Origin of the sequence: Alloiococcus otitis ATCC 51267, assembly GCF_000315445.1 — a bacterium.
Classification (GTDB): Bacteria; Bacillota; Bacilli; order Lactobacillales; family Carnobacteriaceae_A; genus Alloiococcus; species Alloiococcus otitis.
This window is the reverse complement of the sequence record NZ_JH992961.1, coordinates 1-16,678: the sequence shown is the minus strand read 5'-3', so window position 1 is coordinate 16,678 and position 16,678 is coordinate 1. Positions and strand designations below refer to the sequence as shown.

17 protein-coding genes and 1 pseudogene are annotated in these 16,678 nt (G+C 39.5%); 4 read left to right on the top strand and 14 right to left on the bottom strand.

What is annotated here, in order from left to right; genetic code table 11:
* Positions 1-161 precede the first annotated feature (161 nt).
* On the top strand, positions 162-1,847 hold the full coding sequence (locus HMPREF9698_RS06950) for a Na/Pi cotransporter family protein (RefSeq protein ID WP_003778709.1): 1,686 nt from the start codon (positions 162-164) through the stop codon (positions 1,845-1,847).
* A gap of 213 nt (positions 1,848-2,060) precedes the next feature.
* The gene (locus HMPREF9698_RS06945) at positions 2,061-2,576 is read left to right on the top strand and encodes a type 1 glutamine amidotransferase domain-containing protein (RefSeq protein ID WP_003778707.1); all 516 of its coding nucleotides are present in this window, start codon (positions 2,061-2,063) and stop codon (positions 2,574-2,576) included.
* A gap of 85 nt (positions 2,577-2,661) precedes the next feature.
* On the opposite strand, the gene HMPREF9698_RS06940 is transcribed toward HMPREF9698_RS06945, so the two are convergent.
* The 9 genes from HMPREF9698_RS06940 to HMPREF9698_RS09085 all read right to left on the bottom strand — a co-directional run bounded on the left by HMPREF9698_RS06940 (position 2,662) and on the right by HMPREF9698_RS09085 (position 10,803).
* Complete coding sequence (locus HMPREF9698_RS06940; RefSeq protein WP_003778704.1) at positions 2,662-3,075, bottom strand: DUF4430 domain-containing protein; 414 nt, start codon at positions 3,073-3,075, stop codon at positions 2,662-2,664.
* Between the two features lie 45 nt (positions 3,076-3,120).
* The gene (locus tag HMPREF9698_RS06935; RefSeq protein ID WP_003778703.1) at positions 3,121-3,657 is read right to left on the bottom strand and encodes an HdeD family acid-resistance protein; all 537 of its coding nucleotides are present in this window, start codon (positions 3,655-3,657) and stop codon (positions 3,121-3,123) included.
* A 324-nt stretch (positions 3,658-3,981) separates the two neighbouring features.
* Positions 3,982-5,124: an ABC transporter permease family protein gene (locus HMPREF9698_RS06930; RefSeq protein WP_003778700.1), complete on the bottom strand. Its 1,143-nt coding sequence runs from the start codon at positions 5,122-5,124 to the stop codon at positions 3,982-3,984.
* On the bottom strand, positions 5,114-5,728 hold the full coding sequence (locus tag HMPREF9698_RS06925; RefSeq protein WP_003778698.1) for an ABC transporter ATP-binding protein: 615 nt from the start codon (positions 5,726-5,728) through the stop codon (positions 5,114-5,116). Before HMPREF9698_RS06925 ends, HMPREF9698_RS06930 begins: the two co-directional genes overlap by 11 nt.
* Positions 5,718-6,572, bottom strand: a complete 855-nt coding sequence (locus HMPREF9698_RS06920; protein ID WP_003778696.1) for a hypothetical protein — start codon at positions 6,570-6,572, stop codon at positions 5,718-5,720. Before HMPREF9698_RS06920 ends, HMPREF9698_RS06925 begins: the two co-directional genes overlap by 11 nt.
* A 67-nt stretch (positions 6,573-6,639) precedes the next feature.
* Positions 6,640-7,239 carry a hypothetical protein gene (locus HMPREF9698_RS06915; protein ID WP_003778694.1) on the bottom strand — a complete coding sequence of 200 codons (600 nt, stop codon included), beginning with the start codon at positions 7,237-7,239 and terminating at the stop codon, positions 6,640-6,642.
* A gap of 409 nt (positions 7,240-7,648) precedes the next feature.
* Positions 7,649-9,058 (bottom strand): sodium/glutamate symporter, encoded by a 1,410-nt coding sequence (locus HMPREF9698_RS06910; RefSeq protein ID WP_003778692.1) that lies wholly within the window; start codon positions 9,056-9,058, stop codon positions 7,649-7,651.
* A 336-nt stretch (positions 9,059-9,394) separates the two neighbouring features.
* Positions 9,395-10,267, bottom strand: coding sequence for a sodium/glutamate symporter family protein (locus tag HMPREF9698_RS09090; protein WP_003778690.1), 873 nt, complete (start codon positions 10,265-10,267; stop codon positions 9,395-9,397).
* On the bottom strand, positions 10,258-10,803 hold the full coding sequence (locus HMPREF9698_RS09085) for a sodium/glutamate symporter (RefSeq protein WP_003778689.1): 546 nt from the start codon (positions 10,801-10,803) through the stop codon (positions 10,258-10,260). Before HMPREF9698_RS09085 ends, HMPREF9698_RS09090 begins: the two co-directional genes overlap by 10 nt.
* A gap of 242 nt (positions 10,804-11,045) precedes the next feature.
* On the opposite strand from HMPREF9698_RS09085, the gene HMPREF9698_RS06900 reads away from it, so the two are divergent.
* Complete coding sequence (locus HMPREF9698_RS06900; protein WP_003778687.1) at positions 11,046-11,213, top strand: hypothetical protein; 168 nt, start codon at positions 11,046-11,048, stop codon at positions 11,211-11,213.
* 169 nt (positions 11,214-11,382) lie between these two features.
* Here HMPREF9698_RS06900 and HMPREF9698_RS06895 read toward each other — a convergent pair whose 3' ends face one another.
* From HMPREF9698_RS06895 to HMPREF9698_RS06875, 5 genes are all read right to left on the bottom strand, one after another.
* Complete coding sequence (locus HMPREF9698_RS06895) at positions 11,383-12,408, bottom strand: NAD-dependent formate dehydrogenase (protein ID WP_003778685.1); 1,026 nt, start codon at positions 12,406-12,408, stop codon at positions 11,383-11,385.
* A gap of 236 nt (positions 12,409-12,644) precedes the next feature.
* Complete coding sequence (locus HMPREF9698_RS06890) at positions 12,645-13,283, bottom strand: ABC transporter ATP-binding protein (protein ID WP_003778683.1); 639 nt, start codon at positions 13,281-13,283, stop codon at positions 12,645-12,647.
* Positions 13,280-14,809: a hypothetical protein gene (locus HMPREF9698_RS06885; protein WP_003778681.1), complete on the bottom strand. Its 1,530-nt coding sequence runs from the start codon at positions 14,807-14,809 to the stop codon at positions 13,280-13,282. Before HMPREF9698_RS06885 ends, HMPREF9698_RS06890 begins: the two co-directional genes overlap by 4 nt.
* Positions 14,810-14,811: 2 nt before the next feature.
* Positions 14,812-15,615, bottom strand: a complete 804-nt coding sequence (locus tag HMPREF9698_RS06880; protein ID WP_003778680.1) for a hypothetical protein — start codon at positions 15,613-15,615, stop codon at positions 14,812-14,814.
* 79 nt (positions 15,616-15,694) lie between these two features.
* Positions 15,695-16,087, bottom strand: coding sequence for a hypothetical protein (locus tag HMPREF9698_RS06875; RefSeq protein ID WP_003778678.1), 393 nt, complete (start codon positions 16,085-16,087; stop codon positions 15,695-15,697).
* Positions 16,088-16,275: 188 nt separating this feature from the next.
* Between HMPREF9698_RS06875 and HMPREF9698_RS08700 the strand changes: the two are divergent.
* A pseudogene (locus HMPREF9698_RS08700) lies at positions 16,276-16,545 on the top strand (tyrosine-type recombinase/integrase); the annotation flags it as partial.
* Positions 16,546-16,678 lie beyond the last annotated feature (133 nt).

Genomic DNA, 16,678 nt, shown 5'->3' with positions numbered 1-16,678 from the left:
TTTTCTATATCAATTTGTCCTTGCTTTATCTTGACCGCTTATTTATCAATAAATTATCATAATAAACCATGGGATATCCGTTTATTTTTCCTCCTTTGTCCGATAAAATAGGCTTGTAAGATTGTTAACGTTATTGTTCGAAACAAACATAGGAGGTATAAATGGAAGTGCAAGACATGTTGTTCCAGTTTCTGGGTGGACTAGGGATCTTTCTTTTCGGCCTACAATTTATGGGCGATGGGCTCAAACAATCTGCCGGTGATAATTTAAGAAGTATCCTAAACAAGTTTACCTCTACCCCCATTCGAGCTGTTTTAGCCGGAGTAGCAGTCACCGTTTTAATTCAAAGTTCTTCAGGGACCACCGTTTTAGCCATTGGATTAGTTAATGCCGGCTTTATGAGTCTACAGCAAGCCATTGGAATTATCATGGGTGCCAACATTGGGACGACCATTACCGCCTTTATCATCGGTTTGGATATTGGCGAGTTAGCCTTACCGATTATCGCAGTCGGTGCTTTCCTCATCTTTTTCTTCAAAAAAGACCGGATTAACTACATAGGTGAGACTGTCTTTGGCTTTGGGGCCCTCTTTTACGGATTGGAATTAATGAGTTCTGGTCTTGAGCCCCTACAGTCTATGCCCTTCTTTAACAATCTCATGCTGAGCTTTTCATCCAACCCCCTCCTAGGTGTCTTGGCTGGGACAGTGGTTACCATGTTGATGCAATCATCTTCAGCAACCACTGGGATCGTCCAGAGTATGTATGCTCAAGGGAGCATGGAACTGTCTGCTGCCCTACCCCTCGTTTTTGGAACCAATATCGGGACGACCATCACCGCAGTCCTAGCTGCCATCGGGGCCAGTTTGTCAGCTAAAAGAGCTTCCGCTGCCCACGTTATCTTTAACGTTATTGCCACTATCTTTGTCATGCTAGTCTTCAACCCCTACTTAGCCCTAATCGAATACCTAGCTGAACAATTCAGCTTGAGTCCAGAAATGCAAATTGCCTTTGCCCACGGGATTTTTAACCTAGTTGCAGTTCTCATCCTGATCTGGTTCATCCCACAAATTGCCAAGTTGGTCAGTAAAATAGTGCCAGGATCAGATGATGACCTGCCTAAATACGAATCTTACATGGACCGGTCCTTGATCAAGTCCTCCCCTATCATAGCTTTTGGCCAGGTCAAAAAAGAAATTGGTCAGATTGGGAAGTTTGCTGCCAAAGAATTTGAATATACTTACAAGTACTACCATTCAAAAAAAGATGACCACCACGATAAGGTCATGCAGATTGAAGACATTGTGGACCACATTGACGGGAAAATCACCGAATTCTTAATGCTTTTGTCAGTCAAAGACATGCCCGACCAGTATTCTCAAGATTACAACAAGATGACTGAAGTCACCAAGTATATTGAACGGATTGGGGACCACTCCCAAAGCATTGCCCAGATTATCCATGACATCTACCCTAAATACAAGGACAAAAATAAAAAACCTGAAGACATTTTATACAATGAAAAAGTGGAAAAACTCTTCACCATGGTGAGCGACAATATCGAACAAGCCTTAAAATCTTACCAAGACAATGATGAAGCTGGAGCCAACCAAGTCCTTGAGCGGGAAGCTGCTATTGATATTCTGGAAGATGAATTACGGAATGAATACCTAAACCACCTCAATAAAGGCGAAGGCAAGCCGTCCGACAGTGTCCTCTTTATTGACCTGGTCGCTAACTTGGAGCGGATATCAGACCACACCTCCCGCATTGCCAAACACATCTTAGGCATCCGCTATCCTTTCCAAAATAAAAATAAAGGTGAACCTAAGCTTGAAGCGAATTAGTTGTTCCCCTTTGCCTACCTACTCCACTAACCTACCTATCCTTCCAAGCAAATACTAGTGCTCTAATCTCCAGCAAGCTGGAGCGATTCTAGCCAAAGATGTGAAGCCCTGCCCGCTTGTCGCTGACCGTATTTTAGTAGATATGAAGTGAAATTCTTGCAAGTCTTGCTAAATTTGTTATGATTAGTATGAATTGTAAAGGAGGACACAATTATGGCAAAAGTTGCTACCCTAATTACCGACTTATTTGAAGACTCTGAATTTTTCTCACCCAAGCAAGCCTTAGAAGAAGCTGGTCACCAAGTTGTGGCAATCGGTGACCAAGCTGGACGTGAAATTAAGGGTAAGACAGATGAAAAAACTTGCCAACTGGATGAAGGCATTGATGATGTCAATCCAGCTGATTATGATGCCCTCTTAATTCCTGGAGGCTATTCTCCAGATAAATTACGAGGAGACCAACGTTTCACCGACTTTGTCCGTCATTTTGCTGACCAACAAAAACCTATCTTTACCATTTGCCACGGACCTCAACTCTTGGTTAACGCTGACGTCTTAAAAGGCAAAGACGCCACCGCTGTTAAGCAAGTTGGCGTTGATGTCAGCAATGCTGGCGGTAACTTCATCGACCAAGAAGTCGTCATTGATGATTCTGGCTTAATCACTAGCCGGACTCCAGATGACCTTCCTGCCTTCAATAGAAGTATTGTTCAAGCTTTAGAACAATAAGTAGAACAAGTCAATATGAAATGAACTGCCCTCTGTCTAAAGACAAGGGCAGTTTTTTTGACCTTTCGCGTTTATGTTTGTGGTTTTATTCTAATCGCCAATCAATCTGATCGTTTGCGTCAAGCATATACTCATCCATGGTGAACTCAGCTAGTTCATCGTTCACATAAAATAGCCAGTACTTGTCCTTACTAGGATCATGTTCAATTCCTTCTAATTCAACAAGGTAGCCATTTTCTTCTTTAATCTGGTAGTACTCATCCATGACTTCCCTTAAGCTTGCTTCTTCTTCAAGTTCTAGGCTTTTACTTAGGTCTGCTTGGTCCTGGCCATCGACTTGGACCCTAATTTGGATGGGGACTTCCTGGCTTATTTCTGGTTCTGAATTGGCCTCTTCCAGTTCTGGGTCTTCTTCAGGATTGTTGGCATTTCCGCAAGCCACTAAGGTCAGACTAAGGATTAAAAAGAAAGGAAGTTGGCTCTTCTTTCCGAATTTCATAACTGCCTCCTCTTGGAAAAAAGTTGCTTTTGGGCTTTAAACATTTTAAAAGGCATAGACAATATTCAAGATGCCAAACAGGGTAAAGAAAATACCGATCAACAAGGCAATGGTTAAGAAAGAAGTTGCCGGGTTAAAAATCAAAACAATCCCAATGACAAGACCAATAATAGCGACCACAATAGTTAACCAATATTGAGCCTTGGAATAGTCTTTAATTGGGCCAGCTGAAACCAAAGCACCAATTGAATCAATGATCAACCAAAAGGCAAAAAGAAAGTGGATGGCAAAGATGGCGGTTGCAATATTAATAAAGAAAATAACCCCGATAATAATATCGATGACGCCTAGAACCACTAGGGCAGTTGAATCGTAAGTCGAAAACTGTTTAATCCGGCGGCGGGCAAATATTTGAAATAAACCAATAATAATAGCTCCAATAGCAAAGACATAGGCAATAGAAACAATCGAAATGACAGGGTTGTTAAAGGCTAAAATCCCTAAAACTAAGTACAAGATCCCCAGTAAAAAGGGTCCCCATTGAAAGCCCTGCTGGGGGTTGTCACCATTTGCATTATACATAAGTTATTACCTCCTACCCCTACTATAGCACGATCTTAACCTTATTGCTGACATGACGATTGCCAGATGAAAAGGAGTTTGGAAATCATTAGGAGAGCTTTCTTTATACCTAAATTAGCCTATTTCGCTTAAAACTAGCTAAACGATAACAATTAATAGAAAAAGAGGTAACTATGACAGTTCCCTCCCAGTGGATAATAGCTATATCAAACGATTCGGTCAATTTTGACCAAGCAAGATATTGTCCCCAAACTAGGTGACTATGACTAAAGTTTCAATAACACCACAGATCCATTCCAATAACAGTGCAAAATCTACTTCCTGTCACTCTTCTACCTTGTAGATTTTAACTAGTGAAAGGATATTTTTACTTGCATAGTTTCTAATTCTCATGAACATAATTCCCAATGCAATGACACACACCAAGCTGATCACAAGCTGGAAAATGATCAAACTTTGGAAAGTATTTATAATGTCAAATAGGTATAAAATGGTATTAATTATACCAATAATAACAAAGGCAATAATACTTCTGACGACCATTGGATAGAGGTAAATCTTGCCGATCCTTCTTTTTGAGTACCCAAGATGTTTCAAGATGGCGATATCCCCCACGGAATTCTTCAACATTAGTTCAAATAATCCGGTCAAGAAACAAATCGTAAAGATGAGTAAGATAGCTAATACTAGCACACTTAAAGTGATTAATCTGCTTATACTGGTCTCTAAATCATCATAGTATTCAAAAGCATGGCTTACATTATAGTCATTACTTGATAATCTAGCTGCTACATTCCTGACATCTTCAACAGAATTAACAGTAATATACAATTTTTCAATATCGACATATTCTTCCTCTGGAAACATCGTATCCAGTATTTCTTTAAAAGTTGCTTCAGACGCAATAAGCTCGTCTTCTTTGATGTAATTGCTTAATAAAGAACTTTCTTCGATAGGGTCTAAGTCGTATTCCCGGTTAATCGATTGGTCGGAGCTATAGCCTCCATTCTCAGTCTTTATGACGGGGAGGCTAAGAGTCAAAGTCGAATTGTTATCCTTTTTCTTGGTCATTAAATGATTGTCTGTCACTAAATCATTCAGGAAGAAGTCACCCGAAAAAGACTTAACAAAAACCACGTCCCCACTAGCTGTCTGAACCCCAAAGGGAATAAGGTGTTCAGCGGTAATTTCATAACTCTCATAGCTTGAATCCAGAAGTTCTTCTAGCTTGTCAATATCATTGTCATTTAATTTTCTAACCTGGTTGCCTGCTTCATTGTAAGAGGATATTTCAATAGTTTTGGCAAATTGATTATCAACAAAGTTTTGCTTGGCGGTATCATACTGGTACAAAGCAAAGGAAGCTACAATGGAAATGGTGACAGAAATCAGGATAAAGATGGCCATGATAATATGGAATATATATTTTTTCTTATTGGCTATCATCTTTGATATTTTATATTCCATAATAGGCCATCCCATCTTCCAATTTTATTTTTATCATTTCTCTATCCCTGGGTTCCTTTAATTTATCATGGGAAGCGATGACCAGAATTTTTCCTTTAAATTCTTCATAGATAAAATCGATTAGATCCTGGGCGTATTCTTTTTGAATATTGGCAGTCGGCTCGTCCAATAGAACCAGGTCAGCCTCTTTTAATATTAATTGCCCTATCGCAACTTTTTTCTTTTCTCCTCCCGATAATTGTGAAACATTACGGTCAAGAAGGTCTAACAAACCCAACTTGCCTGCTAGAATCTTAATCATGGTAGGATCAGGCTCTTTTCCTTCTGCCATAATTTGCAGGTTCAAGTTGTCCTCAACGGTTAAATTTCTAAATAACAAATCATCTTGCAATAAATAGGCAATCCTAAGCCCATTCGACTCATAGTCTCCTTCATAATCTGTATCATATTTGGATAATATGTTGAGCAAGGTTGACTTGCCACAACCATTTTTGCCTGTAATCAGGTAAATATGGTCTTTGTCAAATTTGAGGTTTAAATCCCTTAAAATCACGCGAGAACCGAACTTCTTTGTTAAATTTTTTAGTGTTACTTTATAAGTCATGGTTGATCACTTGCCCTGGCTTGCAGATTTTAACCTGGTCATCTTCCAAACGAATGCCTTCAATATCTTCTTCACTGTAAACACTGTCATCTTTCGGGTTTGTCATTTTAAGACTCAAGCTACCTTCTTCATTTAAATAAAATTGAAAGAGTGACCCTTGGTAAAAAAAGTTGACCGATTCTTTTTTAAATTCATGGTTGTCAGAAATCAGTTTTTTACCATCTGAATAATACAATTCTTGGCCGTCTAGTAGGACTATGCCGTCCTGCAATCCTGTTTTTATAGTCTCTGGACTTTGGCTCGTATCACTGTAGTTTATCTTCATTAAGGAATACAAGTCTTGGTCATCATCGTAAACAGTATAATAAATCGCTTCATCGCCCACTACACCGTAGTCGATTAGCCCCTCTGCATTGGTATAATCGGTTACTTCTTTCGTATTTAGGTCTAGAGCTGACAGAGTTCTTTTATCGAGATATTCTTTCCCATCTTCTTGGTAGAAGGAATGGACAAAGTAAATAGTCCCATCTTTTTCACCAATTGGGAAAACCCCTTCATTTTTAGGAAAATCATAAAGCTCAGTTATTTCCGATTTATCTATTTTCATTAAAATAAATTCGTTTGTTTGCGAATTTCCATCAACATATACATCCGCTTCCCCAGTAGGGTACTGCAATTGGTTGTCGGCTGGATCCCACAGTTCTACTTCTTTTGATTGGCCATTATAGGTGATCAAGTTCTGAATATAGGGATTATAGAAGACTTCTTCATTTTTTCCGATAGTTTTGCTGCATCCTGCCAGAATAAAGACCATGAAACAGATAATATAGCCAATTTTTTTCATCTTAGTCACTCTCTTTCATTATAAAAAAAGATAGGACCCGATTAATCGAGTCCTATACATCGTGTGCTTATACCCCAGATGAAACAACATAGGGTTTGGGATCGCCTTTTAGTTTCACTCTAGCGGTATTCATTAAACTTATTGTATTTGAACGATAATCTTTACTTGGACTTACTATTAAATTACTCCTATAATCCGAACTTTTTGAACCATTAGTATTTTCCCAATATTTCACTGGAGTAGTCGTATTTTTCCAACTTGAACTTGCTCCAACAGTTGCGCCTGAATTACTAAGTCCGAGATTTATAGAAGCTGAATTTCTTAGCGAAGCTTTTCCGTACCAAGAAGTTTTAATACTTTCTACTTTTTTGTTTCCACTGTAAACAGCTGAAACTTGATAATCCCACTGATAGGTATTTCCAACAGAACTCTCTCTAGTCGAGCGCCATGCATTTGAGGTGAGAGTACCTTTCCCTCCAGGAATCTTTAAATTTTTACCTTGAGCTGTTCTAACTGCAATACCATCGTATTGATTTTCCTCTTCTAAAGCTGGCGTCCCTCCTTCAGCAGGCTTTAATACTTCAGCATTCACAGGTGAATTAATTGATATTATCAGTATTAACATTAAAATAGATACAAGCCTTGTTAGTAACTTTCTGTTTTTCATCAGTATCTTCCTTTCAAAATTAACTATAAAAAAGTGTATTCTAGAAATTTCTTTCTATCTCCATTCTTATACCTTTGAGGATTCAAATAGTAACTTATGATATGGAAGTCTTCTTTAACGGTCTTAATCTTCAAAACTAATCTATTCATACCCTTTTACACCATCCCTTACAAGCATTAGATTCAAGCAAATAAAACGGTTTCAATGTTCAGTGAAGTTTGACATAATTGCTGGTTGTTTATTTGTCCGTTTTTATTAAATCTACAACTGCTCCAAAAAGTATTTTAACGACTAATTTGATTTAAGTAATTCTACAACATATGTTACAGTAGTACAATATTATTTTTGTTTAAATTTTAATTAAATATAGATTAAAAACGCCCCAATTGAGGCGCTTTTTTTGATTTTATTAAGCCTGCTTCAAACGTTTAAAGTTGGCAAAGCCAAGGATTAAGAATATGGCAAACATAACAATCGATATGACTAAGAATGCGACAGGTCCAAAGGCTAAGATCAATGGCATGGAAGCTGAGGTGACCAGTCCACCACCACAGAAGGGCTCAAACAAAATCTGCTTGTAGGAAAAACCTTCTATGGCTGGCGTTTGCCCTTGGGGGTCTGCTATCTTCATTAATAAGATACCCGTTGCTGCCATCCCAGTGGCTTGGCCAAAGTCCCCCATGGCTCGCTCGAACCAGTAGTCAGGGATGAGCCGGGGAGCGAGGAACATGACAGCAATGATATTGAAGATAATAGCCACAAGTGATAGTAAAACAAATGGAATCAAGTTATTACCAATAACGTCGAGAGACAAGGTGGCTAAAGAGGATACCAATAAAATGTCCAAGGCAAAACCGGAAATCTTATTAATAATACTTCGGTCAATATAGTTGGCAAAGCCAAGTTTGTTGGCAATCATCTGGATCAACATACCGGCAATCATAGCAATAGGGAAAGAAGGAACCAGTGAGAAGAAAATCATATCAGCATCCTCTCCCCTTATCAGGGTTTCCAAAAAGATCAAGGCCTGGAGGATGAGGTAACCCCCGATAATGGCCGCGGCTATCAAAGCAAAGTGGAAGGCCAGGGGTTCAATGGCTTTGGCTTCAATGACCTCTGGCTCAGTATCCAAACCATGGGACTCCCCTATTTGCTCGCGTCGTTGGTCGGTTGCCTCCGCGTCGACATACTTAGCTTGTCCCTTACGCTGCATGTAATTAATCAAGAATATCCCAACGATTACCCCGGTCAAGACACCAATGGTAGCTAGCCCTAGTGACAAATCTGCCCCTTCTGGAAAGCCCAAGTCATAGAAGGTATTGGCCATCCCGGCAGCCGTCCCGTGACCCCCGACGAAGGTAATCTCGATTAAAGCCCCTGCCAAGGGGTTCATCCCGAAAAAAGGAGTTAAAACTAGGATGGTCAACAGCATCCCAATCACGTATTGACCCCAGGAGACTGCGTGCCCCATTAAGATTTGAGGACTGGCAATTTTCCATATTTTTTTGACGCTAGGGACTGCATTACCCAAAAAGATAGATGCAAATATAATATTAATAAACATACTTGGCAAGGCAGACCAAACTTCTAGGATCGAATCCGGGATCAGGCCGTTAGCAAAGAATGAGTCCGGGCTAACAAACCGGTTCAATAAAGGTCCGAGTACTCCCGGGCCGACGATCAAGGCAAGAAAGCCCCCTACAATGGAACTCGGTAAGAAGAGGTTACTGATCCAAGACACCTTGTAGCGAATAGCCTTTCCGATAAGTAAGAATACCCCCAGAATCAAAAAGCTAACGCCCACTGTTTCTACTGTCATAGAATCCTCCCATTTCTGTTTTAAAATTTAGGTACACTCCTAATATACACTAATTTTATCAAAAAATCTAATAGAAGAATGAATACTATTAAAATGAACTTGTATATAGAAAAAATCATTATTGAAACAATCATTTTTATCAGTAAAAATAAACTTTTACCGCTTTTAGTCCTTTATCCCCTTCTTGTCCAAACTCTACTAAGCTGGCTATTCAATAAAAAATGGCTGCCGTCCTTGACAAAAAATTAAAATAAAAAAGAAGCAAGGGCAATGCCTTACTTCTAGTGGTTTTTGCCTTAGCTATGGTTCACCGTGATTGACTAAATGTTGTAAATACTAGCTGCCTTTTAAGCGTCTGAAGTTGGTAAAGCCAATTATTAGGAATATGACAAACATGACGATGGAGATAATGAGGAAGGTGACCGGTCCAAGGGCTAAAATAAGCGGCATTGAGGCCGAAGTGACTAAGCCACCACCTACAAAGGGCTCAAATAGAATCTGCTTGTAGGAAAAACCTTCCATGGCTGGGGTTTGGCCTTGGGGGTCGACTACCTTCATTAATAAGATACCCGTTGCGGCCATCCCTGTTGCCTGGCCAAAGTCTCCCATGGCTCGTTCAAACCAGTAGTCGGGGATGAGACGTGGGGCTAGGTATAAGACGGCAAAAATATTGAAGGCAATGGCAATAAGGGACAATAAGATAATTGGAATAAAGTTACTACCGATGACGTCCAATGACAGGGTAGCTAAGGATGACACCAAGAGGACATCGAGGGCAAAACCAGAAATCTTATTGATAATATTACGGTCAATATAATTGGCAAAACCGAGTTTGTTGGCAACCATCTGGATCAACATCCCAGCAATCATAGCAATTGGAAATGAAGGTACAAGTGAGAAGAAAATCATTTCTGCATCCTCACCCCTGATAAGGGTTTCAAGAAAGATCAAAACTTGCAGGATCAAGTAGCCTCCAATAATGGCAACCGCTATCAGAGCGAAGTGAAAGGCTAAGGGTTCAATGGCCTTGGCTTCAATGACATCAGGTTCGGTATCCAAACCATGGGATTCCCCTATTTGCTCACGTCGTTCATCGGTCGCTTCTGCATCGACATATTGGGCTTGTCCTTTACGTTGCATGTAATTTATCAGGAATATCCCAACTATTACTCCAGTCAAAACCCCAATGGTTGCCAGTCCTAGGGCCAAGTCAGCCCCTCCGGAAATCCTAGGTCATTAAAGGTATTGGACAAACCAGCTGCTGTCCCGTGACCCCCAACAAAAGCTATCTCAATTAAGGCACCCGATAGAGGGTTCATCCCAAAAAATGGGGTTAAAACAAGAACAGTCAATAACATACCAATTACATACTGACCCCAAGAAACTGCATGTCCCATCAGAATTTGTGGACTGGCTATCTTCCAAATTTTCCGAATACTTGGGACTGAATCACCTAAAAAGATAGAAGCAAATATAATCGTAATAAACATACTTGGTAAGGCGGACCAAACTTCTAAGATGGAATCTGGAATCAAACCATTCGCAAAAAACGAATCCGGACTAACGAATTGGTTTAACACAGGACCTAAGATGCCCGGCCCGACAATCAAGGCAAGGAAGCCACCCACAATCGAACTTGGTAGGAATAAATTACTAATCCAAGAGACCTTGTAGCGGATAGCCTTGCCAATAAGTAAAAACACCCCCAAGATTAAAAAACTAACGCCGACTGTTTCTACTGTCATAGAATCCTCCCATTTCTATTTTGAAATTTTGGCTCTACTTCTACTATACGTTAATTTGATCAAAACTTCTAACAAAAACCTAGATTCTTGCTAAGCTTTTGAAGGTATTAGAAGGTAGAACACTTAATTTTTCTAGACTATGGAAGCTGATAATGAAAGTGATTTTGTTTCATATAATAATTCTATTAACAGGTTTTATAGTGTATAATATAATAAACGCATATATAGTGGGAGGAAGGACCATGTTGCCTAATACCGCAGATCATACCCTCTTTGTCTTTTTATTCTCTTTTTTAGACCTTCTATTTAAACTATTTGCCGTCTATGCCCTATACAAAATCATTCGAATCGATTCTCGTTTAAAAGATCTACTTGAATTGCTTAAAGGTAAGAAAACAAAAAAAGAATAGTGCCCTATTCCGATACAATTGTGAATCGTTTTTTGATTTATATTTCCTTGGTTTTATGTCCGTGTTTAGTTCTTTAATAAATGCAGCGAACCCGATCAAAAATTAATTTTGATCGGGTTCGCTTTTTTAAACAGGGATGTTTGCCATCCCATAGGTATTTCCTTCAAAATTATTCGACAGTGTAGGAGTCACTTAAGCCCTCAGGTCCGACGATGACATGTTTAGGGTCAAATTCTTCTCCATTTTTGTAATTAGTCAATAATTCATGGACCCCATCCTGGATACGTTTTTGGGCATCGATGGTCATGCCACCGTAGTGTGGGGTCATGGAGTTTCTTGTTTCTGGTAGACTTCTCCAAGGGTGGTCACTTGGTGCTGGTTGTGGGTACCAAACATCTCCACCATAACCGGCTATGACATCATTTTCTAAGGCTTCTTTCAAGTCTTCAGTATTGACGATGGCTCCCCGTGACACATTGACTAAGTGGGCAGAATTTTTCATTTTCTGGAAGATTTCCTTGTCAAACAGGCCTTCTGTTGACTCAGTCAATGGAGTGTGGATAGAGATAATATCGGAGCTTTCGATCAACTCATCAAAGGAAACGGCTTTGGAATACTCACTATCTTCATCCTTGGCTGGGTCGTAGTGTTGGATTTCGACACCAAACGGAGCCAGTCTTTCAGCCACCATCTGACCAATAAGGCCGTATCCCATAATACCAACTTTTTTGCCTTCCAAGTCTTGGGCCCGGTTCCCTAATTTAGACAGGTCCCACTCCCCTTCTCGGGCTTGGCGGTTCCCTTCTTGGAAGTTCCGGACTAAGACAGTAATGTTCAAAACTGCATGTTCAGCGGTTGAAACCTGGTTGGACCCGGTCACTTCTACCACTGCAATATCATGTTCATCAGCAGCCTTTAAGTCCACGTGGTCTGACCCCACTCCAGCAGTAATGGATAGTTTAAGCTTGGGTGCCTTTTCGATCCGTTCTCTGGTGACATAAAGGGGTAGGAAGGGTGAACTAATGATCACTTCCACATCTTCTAAGTGGTCGTCTAATTCTTCATTGCTTTCAACTGTTACTAATTCATCGTCTTCATCTAAGAAGTCTTTCAAACCAAGAGCATTTGCTTCACTTAATAGTTGGTTGTCATATTGTGAATTCTCATCTTTGGTAAACAAGGCGACAATTTTCATGTTTTCACATACCTCCATAATGATATTACACAAATATAAGCTTATATTACTTCTAACTATTAATATCATATCATTATTATATCTTCTTTGCACAAGTTATGCTCACACAATTTTATGAACTGAACAAACTTTTTAGTCTATTTATTAATTTTATTAATAATATGTATCCAGACATAAGCCCAAGCAAAACCAGGCTAAGCTTGTCAAAAGCCTAGCCTGGTCTATTCTACCTTGCCCTATTTTATTCTTTCCAAGCTTTCTTGGTTGATTAAATATTGCTGGTCGCACAAAAGGTCTAAGTCTTCCTGGTTGTGGCTGGTGAGAACAACTGTCTTCCCTTCCTTTTTGAAACCAAGGATTAAGTCCCTAACCTGGTTGACACTAGCGACATCCAAGGCGTTAAAGGGCTCATCCAAAAGCAAGACTTCTTGCCCCTCCATGAAGGCCTGGACTATCCCCACCTTCTGCTTCATCCCTAAGGAATAGTTGCGCATTTTTTGCTTGATGTCTGGGTTCAAGCCAACCCTCTCCATGGCCTGGCGGATGTCCTGGTCAGAAATCAGGTCATTGATAGCGGCCAGGGATTTTAAGTTGTCAAAGCCAGTCTGGTTAGCCTTGTAGCCAGGTTGGTCAATCAAGACACCGAACTTTTCAGGAAAGTCATCTTTTTCATTCTTATAATGGTGGTTAATTTTGACCAGGCCTGAGTCAGGCTTCATAAACCCACACATGATTTTAAATAGAACTGACTTCCCAGACCCATTGTGTCCCCTTATTCCGTATATTTCGCCTTTTTCAACCTTTAAATTGACATTGGCAAACAAAGGAATACCATTTAAACTCTTGCTGACATTGGATAATTCTATAATACTCATCTTTTTAACCTCACTAATCCGGAATTGAATTGCTTAAATAAGAGTCGGACCAGGCCGTACTCAAGAACAAGGTAGAGGACCAGGCGGAAGGTCAGGCCAAGCAAGCTAACCTGGTCTAAAAGTCCAAAGCTGTTAAGGCCCATCGGTAAGACCTGGCTCATATTGATACTCGGCAACATTAAGACCATAAAAGTCCCTAAGCCTAATAAGCCGTAGATTGCTTCCTGGACCAGCCAGGTTACGATCAGGAGAATCAGGGCATAGTTGAGTAATTGCAGGAAACCATTCAAAAGGAAATGGATGACTAATTCAAGGGTGGTAAGACTGACTGTCTCCAGCCTAACCTGGAAGGAAAATTGATAGCCTTTAACCAGACCAAGTAAGCTAGCTAGTAAACCGAGTCCTAACAGGAAGCCTAAGATGACTATACTCAAGCGAATCATAAGGGAATGAAACCAGGCCCTGTAACTCTTGTAGCGGATCAGGTAGTAGGTTAATTGTTGGCTGACAAAGTCATTCAAGTATACTTGAAAGAAGTAAGCAAAGCCTAAAAATACAATAAGATAATAAAGTAGTGACAAGAGGGAAAAGCCTGTGCTAGCAACACCGTAAAATTTTAAAAAAATAAAATCCCCCACGGTCTGACCCATACCATCATATTCAAGTAAGGTGGAAGACAAGCCTAAGAAGACTAAGGTTGTATATATCAGGTAAGGCAGAGCACTTTTTAACTGGTCTACTAAAATGGAAGATTGACGGAAAAAAGCCTGGCCAAGTAATAGGGCTAATGCCAACCCACCCATCAGGATGAGGGGAGTGAAGATTGATTTAAATGCCATAAAGCCATGGTAGAACTTGGCATAAGAGGCTAATGACAAAAAGGATAATTCTTCAGGCAAGAATTGGAAAGAAGTCGCCGCATAGAGAAAGATGAAAATGCTAGCCCCAATAAGGATGGACTTCCTCTGACTTACTAGGTAAATTGTCGTGACCAACAAGGCCAATAGAAGGGAAAAGACCAAGCTATAGGCCAGCTGGATTAGGCCAGCTAACAAGGGACTCAAACCGGTTGACATTAAGGAAGGAAGGATATCCAGGTTCAAACCATTATTCACACTGACCTGGCTAAAGGGACTCCAAGCCAAGCTGAGTGAATAAGGACCAGTCACTAAAACTAAGGCAAGGGTAAGCCCCATTAAGGCAAAATAGGTAAAAATATAGCCTGCCAATTCATGCAAGGTGTAAAAGATCCAAGCAGTATAGCTTTTAAAACGGATAATCAAACCATAGTCAAAATTCGTCTCCACCTGGTAAACACAAATAAAGAGAAAAATGGGAAGGGTAAAATAGATAAACAAATAAGGGTCACTCAGTAATGACAGAGCCATATCCCAAAAATTCAAATTGGACACTGATCCTGCCCGGCCCAGTAGGTCTTGGTGAATAGATAAGGAATAGATGTAAAAAACTAGGATAAGGGCCAAGGACAAGATTAATTTTACTTGATTCTTTATAAAATCTTTCATGTCTATACCAGTTTCCCTTCCCGGTCTCTTTTGAGGAATAGAAGGTAGGTAAGGATATTGAGAATAATAATGACCGAGAAAGGTAGGAGAATGGTCATTATATTTTGCTGAACAACGTTGAAGGGGAAGATACTGGCATCAAATAGAAACTCCGGAAAACCGACCAGGGCAATGATAAACGATGCAATATGGTAGAACAAAAATGGAATAGACAGGGCGATAAAAATATTGGGAATTAATAGTAGGCAAAGGATGGCCCAACTGGAATAAGCAACTGCATTCAAAGCCACCCAACCAGCATACACAAAAGCGAAGAGCCAGGGACTGCTAGCAATAAGTTGTGAAAAAGTGAAAAGCTCTTGGTCAAATGTTGCCAGTTCTTCTACTGAATCAACCACCAGTTCAGGCCTATAGTTTATTAGACCTAGCTGGGGTTCAATATAGACTGAAAACACAAACAAGGCTATCACAACCAGGAAAAATCCCAAAAAGACCAAGCTAGCATTACTGATTAATTTCCCATTTATATAATCTTTCAAGTCTATTCTTGTCCGAGTATAGAGGAGGTAATGGTTGGAAAATTCATGGGAAAAAGGTTGGGCAAAAATCAAAATCGCAAATAAGGGAAAGAGAAAAGGCAGAAATAGGGAAATATTAAATTCAAAATATTGGAGTGGACTCACTAAATTGAAATCATTGATCCGGATTAAATTATAAAGTATGGGTATAAGGACAAGAGCTAGAACCATCAGTCCGAGTCTAGTAAAAATAGCTTGGTTTAGATCTTCTTTTATTATTTTCTTCATTAAAATCACCTAAATTAAAAGGTGAAGGCTAGTTAGCACTTCACCTTAAAATATTTTTAATACATATTAGAATAAGTATTTAATTGGAACGCCAATTGCCTTGTGCCTGTGTATTAACTCGCGTGGTAATATTATTGCTAAAATGAAGACGAACTTTACTTCCTTTATTATGCCCATTAGTCAATTGTCTTCTACTTCCAGCCGTTAATCCTCGGGACCATTCACCACTAGAACCATCTCGTGAATTAGTCCGAACATCCACTTTGTACCCACCGTTATTTGCTAAATATACATCGGCTTTCTGACCGGAAACAGATTTAGTCTGATAGCTTGTATAGCCACTTCCATTTAGTCTTCCAACAGTAGTGCTATAATTAGTGTAAGTTTGCCCGGCTTCCGCAACAATGCCTAAACCGAATGCTCCTAGCAAGGAAGAACCAACAACAACTTTTGAGATAAAACTTTTCTTCATAATAAAACCTCCTTAATATATTACTATATTACTTCATAATTTTAAAAAAACAAGATAATTTTTGTAATGTTTATGTAAATATTCAAACAATTCAGGGTGTTATAGACTAATAATTAACGGATTAACTACAAGGCAATAAGTCATTAGTTGGTAGCAGTAACGATTGGTTAAAAGTATTTTGGAGACAAAATAAAAAAGACCTAGAAAAACTAGGCCTTCATTATATATCACCACACGGATTTCGCCACTCGCAAGCTACTATGCTGCACGAGCTAGGTGTGAGTCTTAAAGATGCTCAACATCGATTAAGACACAAGAATATTAAAACGACGTCCGACATCTACACTCACATTTCTGGAAACAGAGAGCGATTAGCCGCTGATAAATTAAATAGCTTAAACGAGAAAGAGTCAAACCATGTGAAAAAGCATGTTAAAATTATTGACTTTCCAAGTTAAACATTGATTTATCAAGGTTTACGACACCTTAGCCCACTGACCCTTCCATTTAAAAACGGTAATTTAAATAGGTTTAAATAGCTTGAAAAACCCCGTCATTATAAGCTTTTCGATTTTAGCTAATTAGCTGAAT